This window comes from Lolliginicoccus lacisalsi (genome assembly GCF_014841105.1).
Taxonomy (GTDB): domain Bacteria; phylum Actinomycetota; class Actinomycetes; order Mycobacteriales; family Mycobacteriaceae; genus Lolliginicoccus; species Lolliginicoccus lacisalsi.
The window spans coordinates 1-9,654 of sequence record NZ_JACYWE010000015.1; the positions used below are offsets into that span (position 1 = coordinate 1).

The window sequence follows — 9,654 nt, forward strand, 5'->3', positions numbered from 1 at the left end:
TGATGAGGGAGACAACGATGAAGATGCCGAAGAAGTTGAGGGCGATGGCGGTGACCACGTATTGCGGGTCGAGCAGCACCATGTAGGAGCCCATGATGGAGGCGGAGACGGTGGACATGGCCGCCGCGGCGAGGGTGTAGAGGCGTCGTTCATCGAGGTGGGTGATCTGGTGCTTGAGAGAGAGGAAGACCTCGGACTGGCCGAGGACCACTGATGCGGAGGTGCCGTAGGACTCGAGCTTGCCGAGGCCGTTGACCTTGCCGACGGCGAGACCGAGGTAGCGGATGAGGACGGGCAGGATGCGGGACCATTCGAGGATGCCGATGATCGCGGAGATGAAGACGATCGGCATGAGCACCACCATGAAGAACGAGGGGGTGAGGCCGTTGGTGGCGTCGGGGTCACCGGCGAGGCCGCCGAAGACAAAGCTCGTGCCTTCGAAGGCGTAGTCGAGGAGCGCGGAGAAGGCGGTGGTGATGCCGTCGATGATGGTCTGGCCGACATTGGTGCGGATGAGGAACAGGCCGAGGAGCACTTGGATGGCAAGCATGATGCCGACGTACTTGAGCCTGGTGAGCGCGAGGCGGCGGTCATAGCTAGCGGCCCAGGCAAGCGCGAGGAACACGACGAGCCCGGTGATGCCGATGACGTAGTGCACGGTCCTGCCCTTTCCGTGGTGCCCGCTCCCCCGCTGGCAATCGCTGCGCGGCGAATGATTCACCTTCGCCCGGGGCGTGCCGTGCCGCAACCGGAAGGCGAGCAAATGTGATGAGAACGGGCCCTGGCTGGAACGTGGGCGCCAGGCGCGAGCAGTGGCTACGCACGGTGCGCGGAACAAGAAGAAGGCCAGAGGCTTGGTGCCTCTGGCCTTCTTCGTACCTGTGGAGCTGCCGGGAATTGAACCCGGGTCCTGTGCCATTTTGCTGGGGCTTCTCCGTGCGCAGTCCGCTATGCCTCTACTCGGATCTCACAATCTCGCGGACAAGTTGTGATGACGATCCCAGTCACTGTTTGATGTCCCCTACAACCCCGTGACCGGGCTGTAAGGTTTGTCCCTCTTGCGACGCCAGGGTCCGGGCCGAGGGCGCTCCCGGTCTGACGGACTTGCTATCGCTTAGGCAGCGAGAGCGAAGTCGCGCTGAGTGTTCTCGGCGCTTATAGGTTTGCAGCGACGCTTACGGTGGTCTCCTGCCTGCACCGGCACGCTTCCCCCAGCGCTACGTACACAGTCGAAACCGATCAGCCCCGTAGTCCCTGGGATCAGGTTCCCCCAGTGTAACGACAAGCCCGGACAGTGTCATCCACGTTGTCCCGCAATAGTGAGCCGGAACACCTATCCGCGCATGCCCTTGATGCGTCGTCCCAGCTCACGGGTGGCTTCCCGCTCCGCGGTGCGCCGCGCCATATCCTGCCGCTTGTCATGCAATTGCTTGCCGCGCGCCAGAGCGAGCTCCACCTTGACCCGTCCGTCGACGAAATACATCGACAGCGGCACGAGAGTCAGGTTCCCCTCGCGCGTCTTGCCCACGAGGTGCTCGATCTCGCGCTTGTGCAGCAGTAGCTTGCGGGTGCGGCGCGGTTCATGGTTGGTCCAGGTGCCGCGGTTGTACTCGGGAATGTGCAGCCCGCGCAGCCACACCTCGCCATCATCGACGGTGGCGAACGCATCCACGAGGGAAGCCTTGCCCTCGCGGAGAGCCTTGACCTCGGTGCCCATGAGGGCCACTCCAGCCTCGTAGACGTCGAGGATGGCGTAGTTGTGGCGGGCCTTCTTGTTGGTCGCGATGACCTTGCGGCCCTTCTCCTTCACCTCATGGTCCCTTCGTGGTCGTTCTCGCGCATGCCCGCCCCGCGATCGGGCAGGCGCTGCCTAGCCCTTCAACGATACGGGTTCGCGCAAGTCGATTACCGCGAAGGCAGATTCGCTGCGATCACCCCCGGGCCTGCTCCCTTAGTCGCGCACGTAGAACCGCAGCGTGACGTAGCCGGTCGCGGCGGCGAGCGTCGCGGCAAGGCCGAGGAGGACGGGCGCGACGGCAGCGACGGATCCAGTCGTGATGGGCGCGATGATGTTCGATTCGTAGACGGCGGCGAGCATGCCGTCGACGAGGGCGCCCTTGGCGACGAAGAGCCCCGCGATGGCGATGCCGGCGCCAAGGAGGGCCGCGAGCAGCGCTTCGAGGATGAACGGCACCTGGGTGTACCAGCGGGTCGCGCCGACTAGCCGCATGATGCTGACCTCCTCGCGCCGCGTGTAGGCGGTGATCTGCACCATGTTGCCGATGAGCAGCAGCGCGGCGGCCCCAGCGACGGCGGCGATGGCGAACGCGCCGTTGCGAAGCCCATCGAGAATGGTGAAGAGCCGCTTGACGAGTTCTTCCTGGTTGCGGATGGCTTCGACGCCCGGATAGAGGAGGAACTGGTCGTAGATGGCGGCGAACTGCCGGGGATCGTCGAGGCGCACGCGGAAGGATGCGGGCAGCGCCGCCGCGCGCACAAGCGCCAGGATCTCGGGGTCGTCAGCGAAGGTCTCGCGGTAGAGCTCGACGGCCTCGTCGCGGCTGATGTAGGTGACGGTGTCGGTCCCGGGGAACGCGGCGAGATCCTCGGCGAGGGTCGTGCAGATGCTGGTGGCGCAACCGGGGTCGGCGGCGCTGATGTCCTCGGTGAGGAAGATCTCGACCTCCACATTGTCGAGGTAGATCTGCTGGGTACGGGTGGTCATGTCGGCGATGAGGAGGCCGCCTCCGAGCAGTCCGAGGGACATGGCGGTGGTCAGGATCATCGCGACGGTCATGGTGATGTTGCGGGCAAGGCCGGTGATGGCCTCGCGGGCGAGGAAGACCACGTTCATGCTTGGTCCGCCAGGTATGCAGCGGAGGCGTGGTCACGGACGACGCGCCCGTTGTCGAGCTCGATGACGCGCCTGCGTGCCCGGTCGACGAGATGGGTGTCGTGGGTGGCCATGACGATGGTGGTGCCGGTGGCGTTGATGCGTTCGAGCAGCAGCATGATGTCCTGGCTGGTGACGGGGTCGAGGTTGCCGGTGGGCTCGTCCGCGAGGAGCAGGCTCGGCTTGTTGACGATGGCGCGGGCGAGCGCGACGCGCTGCTGCTCGCCACCAGAGAGCTCGTGGGGCAGCCGGTCGGCCTTTCCCTCGAGACCGACCTGCGCGAGGGCCTCGGGCACCGCGACGCGGATGTCGGATTGCTTGCGCCCGATGACAGTGAGGGCGAAGGCGATGTTCTCGCCGGCGGTCTTGCGGGGCAGCAGCCTGAAGTCCTGGAAGACGCAGCCGATGCGCTGGCGCAGCTTGGGCACCTGGCGCCCGGACATGGTGTTGAGGTGGTATCCGGCCACGTGGATATCGCCGTCGGTGGGCTTCTCGTCACGGAGGAGGAGGCGGACGAGCGTGGACTTGCCGGAGCCAGAGGGCCCGACGAGGAAGGCGAAGTCACCCTCGGTGATATCGAGGGTGACCCCGTCGAGAGCGGCATGTGTCGCGTTTCCGTAACGCTTCGACACAGCGGACAGGGTGATCACGCCGCCGAGTGTATAGTCCCGCGCGCTCCCCTAGCATCCTGGAGGCCGAGGCCTCGAAGGATGCGTGGCTATTCGCCGGAGGTGTCGCGCATGCGCCAGCGGATGCCGGACTCGATGAAGCGGTCGATGTTGCCGTCGAGGACGGTGGAGGGATTGTTGACCTCAAGCTCGGTGCGCAGGTCCTTGACCATCTGGTAGGGGTGCAGCACGTAGGAGCGCATCTGGTTGCCCCAGGATGAGCCGGAGTCAGACTTGAGCGCGTCGAGCTCGGCCCGTTCCTCCTGCTTCTTGCGGGCGAGCAGCTTGGCCTGCAGCACGCGCAGCGCCGCCGCCTTGTTCTGCAGCTGCGACTTCTCGTTCTGGCAGGACACGACGATTCCGGTCGGCAGGTGGGTGAGGCGCACGGCTGAGTCGGTGGTGTTGACGGACTGCCCACCCGGCCCGGACGAGCGGAAAACGTCGACACGCAGCTCGGTGTCGGGGATCTCGATGTGGTCGGTGGTCTCCACGACGGGCAGCACCTCCACCTCGGCGAAGGAGGTCTGGCGGCGGCCCTGGTTGTCGAAGGGGCTGATGCGCACGAGCCGGTGGGTGCCCTGCTCGACCGAAAGCGTCCCATACATGTAGGGGGCCTTGACGGCGAAGGTGGCGCTCTTGATGCCGGCTTCCTCGGCGTAGGAGATGTCGTAGACCTCGACCTTGTAGTCGTGCTTCTCGGCCCAGCGGACGTACATGCGCATGAGCATCTCGGCCCAGTCCGCGGCGTCGATCCCACCGGCGCCGGACCGGATGTTGACGAGGGCCTCGCGCTGGTCGTACTCGCCGGAGAGGAGGGTGCGCACCTCGAGCAGCTCGATGTCCTCGCGGAGCGCTATCCGCTCGGCGTCGGCCTCGGCGAGCGCGTCGCTGGCGGCGTCGCCCTCCTCGGCCTCGGCGAGCTCATACATGATGGGCAGGTCATCGAGGCGCTGGCGGAGCGCGGTGAGCCGCCGCATCTCGCCCTGCGCGTACGCGAGCTGGCTGGTGACGTGCTGGGCGTGCTCCTGGTTGTCCCAGAGGTCCGGCGAGGCGGCCTGGTCCTCGAGCTCCCGGATGCGGGTTTGCAGCTCCTCGACGTCGACGACCGCCTCGACGGTCTTCAGGGTGGTGTCGAGGTCAGCGAGGTCTGCGGAAACGTCAGGATGCACAGTCCCCCAGCCTACCTAACCCGCGACCGTTGGCATGCATGCTGCTCACCGAGCGTGCGCGTGGGCCACCCAGGCGGGAAGCGGGTCGCGATATCCGCGCCACGCCGCTGGCCCGCTCGCGAGCTCCGCATCGGTGAGCAGCGCGGCCCTCAGCAGCGCGCGGGGATCGTTGCGATCGAGCTTGAGGCCGATCAGGACGATCTCCTGGCCGGGCGCGATGTCCACGGAGTCCCAGGGCTGAGCTGGCTCGATGATGAGATTCGGCCCGGCCTGGGACCACACGGCCGCGTGCTCCGAGCGACTGGCCAGCCAGCAGAACCCCTTGCTGCGCAGCACGCCCTTGAGCCCGTCGATGGCGCGGGAGAGCCGCTCGGGGTGGAATGGCCGGTTGGCGCGGAACACCACGCTGCTGATGCCGTACTCCTCGGTCTCGGGGGTGTGCCCGGAGGCGAGCTCCTCGGCCCATCCGTCGGCCTCGGCAGCAGCGTCGGGGTCGTACAGGCCAGTGTCGAGGATCTCGGCGAGCGGGACGCGTCCGTGCCCGGCGCGCAGGAGGCGGGCACGGGGGTTGAGGTGGCGGATGGTGGATTCCACGACGCCCGCAACGCCGTCGGTGACGAGGTCGGTCTTGCTGAGCACGATGACGTTGGCGAACTCGACCTGGTCGACGAGGAGGTCGGAGATTCCGCGCTCGGCGCCTTCCCCGGCGGCGAGGCCGCGGTCGGCGAGCCGGTTGCCGCGGGCAAGCTCGCTGAGGAACGTGGAGACGTCGACGACGGTGACCATGGTGTCGATGCGGGCGAGCTCGCCAAGCCGGAACCCGTCGTCGAAGGTCCATTCGAAGGTCGCGGCGACGGGCATGGGCTCGGAGATGCCGGTGGACTCGATGAGGATGTGGGCGAACTTCCGGGCGCGGGCGAGCGCGGCGACGGATTCGACGAGGTCCTCGCGCAGGGTGCAGCAGATGCAGCCGTTGGTGAGCTCGACGAGGCGTTCCTCGGTGCGGTCGAGGCGGGCCTCCCCCGCTATCGGGCCGTCGATGAGCTGCGAGTCGATGTTGATCTCGCTCATATCGTTGACGATGACGGCGACCCTGCGGCCCTCGCGGTTGGCGAGGACGTGGTTGAGCAGGGTGGTCTTGCCGGCGCCGAGGAAGCCGGAGAGCACGGTGACAGGGATGGGGTGGGCTGCATTCACACGTCTAACGATAATGGTTTTCATTCTCTATGCACAAGCGGAGGGCAGCCGGCCCGGCGAGTAGCGTGCTCCCCATGACCGACCTCGCCGCCGATCTCGCCCTCGCCCTCGCCCTCGCCGACCAGGCCGACGCGATCACCCTCGACCGCTTCGGGGCCCTGGACCTGCGCATCGACAGCAAGCCCGACCTCACCCCCGTCTCCGACGCCGACCTCGCCGTCGAGCGCGCCCTGCGCGCCACCCTCGCCACTGCGCGCCCCGCCGACGCCATCCTCGGCGAGGAGTTCGGCGGCACCGCGGCCTTCACCGGCCGGCAGTGGATCATCGACCCCATCGACGGCACCAAGAACTTCGTGCGTGGCGTACCGGTCTGGGCGACCCTCATGGCGTTGCTCGAGGACGGCGTCCCCACGGCGGGGGTGGTGAGCGCGCCCGCGCTGGCCCGGCGGTGGTGGGCAAGCTCCGGCCAGGGCGCCTACACAACGGCTCTTGGCGGCCCGGCCCATCGCAGCCAGGTCTCCGCGGTCGCCGACCTCGCCTCGGCCAGCCTGTCACTGTCGAGCCTCAGCGGCTGGAAGGAGCGCGGCAACCGCGAGCAGCTGCTCGACCTGACCGACGCCGTGTGGCGCGTGCGCGGCTTCGGGGACTTCTATTCCTACTGCCTCGTCGCGGAGGGAGCTGTCGACATCGCCGCTGAGCCAGAGGTTTCCCTATGGGACCTCGCGCCGCTCGACATCCTGCTGCGCGAGGCTGGCGGAGCCTTCACATCGCTCGCCGGGGATCCCGGCCCGCACGGCGGCAGCGCGGTTGGCTCAAACGGCCTCCTGCATGCCCTCACACTCGATAGCTTGAAGTGAGTTCGCCAACACGTCCCGGCAAGTTTGGCGAGCCCCTCGCGCGCACAACTTACTCATGGGTAAGATAGCGACCACACTGACCCTTCTCTCACGAATAGCTGGAGATCATGAGCAAGAAGAACCCAAATGGTGGTGCCTCGCAAAGCTCCACCTCCGCCGTGGGCCTCAACCCCGTCAAGCGTGACGCGATCGGCACTGCCATGCGCGTGCTGACCACCCTGACCGGATCGAGCCTCGCCGAGAAGTACAACCTCCGCAAGCCGATCGATCGGGTCGCGTACCAGGCCACCAAGACTGGTTTCCAGACCCTCGGCTCGGCCACCCGGACCTTCAAGAAGGTCTCCGGAACCGGGAAGCCCAAGCGGCTCCCCGACTCCGAGGCCAAGAAGAAGGGCCTCTACGACCTCACCCCGAGCGACGAGCAGAAGATGATCGTCGACACGGTGAAAGACTTCGCTGGCGAGATCCTGCGCCCGGCCGCTCACGACGCCGACGCGGCAGCCGCCGCGCCTGCTGACCTGATCGCCCGCTCCGCCGAGCTCGGCATCACCCTGATCAACGTTCCCGAGGAGCTCGAGGGCGCTGCCTCCGAGCGGGGCGCGATCACCAACTCGCTCGTCGCCGAGGCGCTCGCTCACGGCGACATGGGCCTCGCGCTGCCGATCCTCGCGCCCAGCGGCTTCGCTGTCGCGCTCACCCAGTACGGCAACGACGAGCAGCAGCAGACCTACCTGCCGTCGTTCGCCGGCGAGAACGTTCCCGGCGCGGTCGTCGCCGTCAACGAGCCCCGCGCGCTGTTCAACCCGTTCGAGCTGCAGACCAAGGCCAACCGCGCTGCCGGCGGCTACACCCTGCAGGGCGTGAAGAGCCTCGTGCCGATCGCTGCCTCGGCGGAGCTGTTCCTCGTCGCCGCGGATCTCGGTGGCAAGCCCGCCTTCTTCATCGTCGAGTCCGACGCCAACGGGCTCACCGTCGAGGCAGACCCCAGCATGGGCCTGCGCGCAGCCGGCATCGGCCGCCTGAACCTCGACAACGTCGTCGTGCCCGAGTCGGCACTGCTCGGCGATGGCGATGCCAGCAGCCGCGCCAAGGACTACCAGGACATCATCCAGCTCTCCCGCCTCGGATGGGCCTCCCTCGCCTGCGGCACCAGCCAGGCCGTCCTCGACTACGTGATCCCCTACGTCAACGAGCGCGTCGCCTTCGGCGAGCCGATCAGCCACCGCCAGTCCGTGGCATTCATGGTCGCCAACATCGGCATCGAGCTCGAGGGCATGCGCCTGGTGACCTGGCGCGGCGCCTCCCGCGCCGAGCAGGGCCTGTCCTTCGACCGCGAGGCAGCCCTGGCCCGCCGCATCACCGCTGAGAAGGGCATGCAGATCGGCCTGGACGGCGTCCAGCTCCTCGGTGGCCACGGCTTCACGAAGGAGCACCCCGTCGAGCGCTGGTACCGCGACCTGCGCGCCATCGGTGTCGCCGAAGGCGTCGTCGTCCTCTAGCCGTTCCCTCCTGAAAAGCCTGGAGACACTCACATGATCAATCTCGAACTCCCCAAGAAGCTGGTGGCGGCCTCCAACCAGGCCCACCAGGCAGCGGCGGAGATCTTCCGCCCCATCTCCCGCAAGTACGACCTCGCCGAGCATGAGCGGCCCGTCGAGCTCGACACCATGGCAAGCCTCGTCGAGGGCATGGCCGATGCTGGCCGTGGCGCCGCAGGCGCGACCCTCGGACGCGACGGGAAGCCCACGAAGGAAGGCAACATCAACGGCGGCAACATGTCCGCCCTGATGAACGTCATCGAGACCTGCTGGGGCGACGTCGGCCTTACGCTGTCGATCCCCTTCCAGGGCCTCGGCAACTCTGCCATCGCCTCGGTCGCCACCGATGAGCAGCTCGAGCAGTTCGGCAAGGTGTGGGCCTCCATGGCCATCACCGAGCCCAGCTTCGGCTCCGACTCCGCCGCCGTCACCGCCACCGCCGTCCAGGACGGCGACGAGTGGGTCCTCAACGGCGAGAAGATCTTCGTCACCGCCGGCGGGCGCTCCACCCACGTCGTCGTGTGGGCATCGGTGGACAAGACCAAGGGCCGCGCCGCCATCAAGTCGTTCGTGGTTCCCAAGGATGCCCCCGGCATCACCGTCGCGCGGCTCGAGCACAAGCTCGGCATCCGGTCGTCCGACACCGCCACCATCATGCTCGAGAACTGCCGAATCCCCTTCGACCACATCCTCGGCAGCCCCGAGGTTGACGTCAAGAAGGGCTTCGGCGGCGTCATGGCCACCTTCGACAACACCCGGCCGCTCGTCGCCGGCATGGCCATCGGCTGTGCCCGCGCTGCGCTCGAGGAGCTCCGCAGCATCCTCAGCGAAGCCGGTGTCGAGATCGACTACAACGCCCCCGCGTTCTCCCAGCACGCCGCCGCGGCCGAGTTCCTCACCCTCGAGGCCGACTGGGAAGCCGCCTACCAGCTGTCGATGAAGGCAACCTGGATGGCCGACAACAAGAAGCCCAACTCGCTCGAGGCCTCCATGGCCAAGGCGAAGGCGGGGCGCACCGGCACCGCGGTCACCCTCCGCGCGGTCGAGCTCGCCGGCAGCTTCGGCTACTCCGAGCGTCCGCTGCTCGAGAAGTGGTCGCGCGACTCGAAGATCCTCGACATCTTCGAGGGCACCCAGCAGATCCAGCAGCTCATCGTGGCTCGCCGCCTCCTCGGCAAGTCCTCCTCCGAGCTGAAGTGATACCTGCGGGCCAGGACCGCCATCGCAGGCCCTAGCGGCCCGCCGCGGTAGTCCTGCCCGGATTGCCCCGCCCCGAACCAGGGGCGGGGCAATCGTCGTTTCCGGGCCATGCCCGGGCGGCGGCGCGGATCC

At 67.5% G+C, this 9,654-nt stretch carries 9 protein-coding genes and 1 other RNA gene; 3 read left to right on the top strand and 7 right to left on the bottom strand.

What is annotated here, in order from left to right:
- From HT102_RS15550 to HT102_RS15580, 7 genes are all read right to left on the bottom strand, one after another.
- The coding region (locus HT102_RS15550; protein WP_333473498.1) for a Na+ dependent nucleoside transporter N-terminal domain-containing protein at positions 1 to 658 on the bottom strand (658 nt) is incomplete at its 3' end.
- A 221-nt stretch (positions 659 to 879) separates the two neighbouring features.
- Positions 880 to 1,247: a transfer-messenger RNA gene (ssrA, locus tag HT102_RS15555) on the bottom strand.
- Between the two features lie 86 nt (positions 1,248 to 1,333).
- Entirely contained in the window at positions 1,334 to 1,810 is a 477-nt protein-coding gene (smpB, locus tag HT102_RS15560) for an SsrA-binding protein SmpB (protein ID WP_192040371.1), read from the bottom strand.
- Positions 1,811 to 1,951: 141 nt separating this feature from the next.
- The gene (gene ftsX, locus HT102_RS15565) at positions 1,952 to 2,854 is read right to left on the bottom strand and encodes a permease-like cell division protein FtsX (protein WP_192040372.1); all 903 of its coding nucleotides are present in this window, start codon (positions 2,852 to 2,854) and stop codon (positions 1,952 to 1,954) included.
- On the bottom strand, positions 2,851 to 3,543 hold the full coding sequence (ftsE, locus tag HT102_RS15570; RefSeq protein ID WP_192040373.1) for a cell division ATP-binding protein FtsE: 693 nt from the start codon (positions 3,541 to 3,543) through the stop codon (positions 2,851 to 2,853). The genes ftsX and ftsE overlap by 4 nt, the downstream gene beginning before the upstream one ends.
- A gap of 68 nt (positions 3,544 to 3,611) precedes the next feature.
- A complete protein-coding gene (prfB, locus tag HT102_RS15575) occupies positions 3,612 to 4,730 on the bottom strand; it encodes a peptide chain release factor 2 (RefSeq protein ID WP_192040374.1) in 1,119 nt (372 codons plus the stop codon).
- 45 nt (positions 4,731 to 4,775) lie between these two features.
- A complete protein-coding gene (locus HT102_RS15580; RefSeq protein WP_408611376.1) occupies positions 4,776 to 5,927 on the bottom strand; it encodes a GTP-binding protein in 1,152 nt (383 codons plus the stop codon).
- A 74-nt stretch (positions 5,928 to 6,001) separates the two neighbouring features.
- Between HT102_RS15580 and hisN the strand changes: the two genes are divergently transcribed.
- The 3 genes from hisN (at position 6,002) to HT102_RS15595 (ending at position 9,522) form a co-directional block, all read left to right on the top strand.
- Positions 6,002 to 6,784 (top strand): histidinol-phosphatase, encoded by a 783-nt coding sequence (hisN, locus tag HT102_RS15585; RefSeq protein WP_192040376.1) that lies wholly within the window; start codon positions 6,002 to 6,004, stop codon positions 6,782 to 6,784.
- Positions 6,785 to 6,891: 107 nt separating this feature from the next.
- Positions 6,892 to 8,283 carry an acyl-CoA dehydrogenase family protein gene (locus HT102_RS15590; RefSeq protein ID WP_192040377.1) on the top strand — a complete coding sequence of 464 codons (1,392 nt, stop codon included), beginning with the start codon at positions 6,892 to 6,894 and terminating at the stop codon, positions 8,281 to 8,283.
- Between the two features lie 33 nt (positions 8,284 to 8,316).
- Complete coding sequence (locus tag HT102_RS15595; protein ID WP_192040378.1) at positions 8,317 to 9,522, top strand: acyl-CoA dehydrogenase family protein; 1,206 nt, start codon at positions 8,317 to 8,319, stop codon at positions 9,520 to 9,522.
- Positions 9,523 to 9,654 lie beyond the last annotated feature (132 nt).

Excerpts from the sequence above, each read along its gene's own strand:
- hisN (WP_192040376.1), top strand. The coding sequence starts at position 6,002 with ATGACCGACCTCGCCGCCGATCTCGCCCTCGCCCTCGCCCTCGCCGAC.
- HT102_RS15595 (WP_192040378.1), top strand. The coding sequence starts at position 8,317 with ATGATCAATCTCGAACTCCCCAAGAAGCTGGTGGCGGCCTCCAACCAG.
- HT102_RS15590 (WP_192040377.1), top strand. The coding sequence starts at position 6,892 with ATGAGCAAGAAGAACCCAAATGGTGGTGCCTCGCAAAGCTCCACCTCC.
- ftsX (WP_192040372.1), bottom strand. The coding sequence starts at position 2,854 with ATGAACGTGGTCTTCCTCGCCCGCGAGGCCATCACCGGCCTTGCCCGC.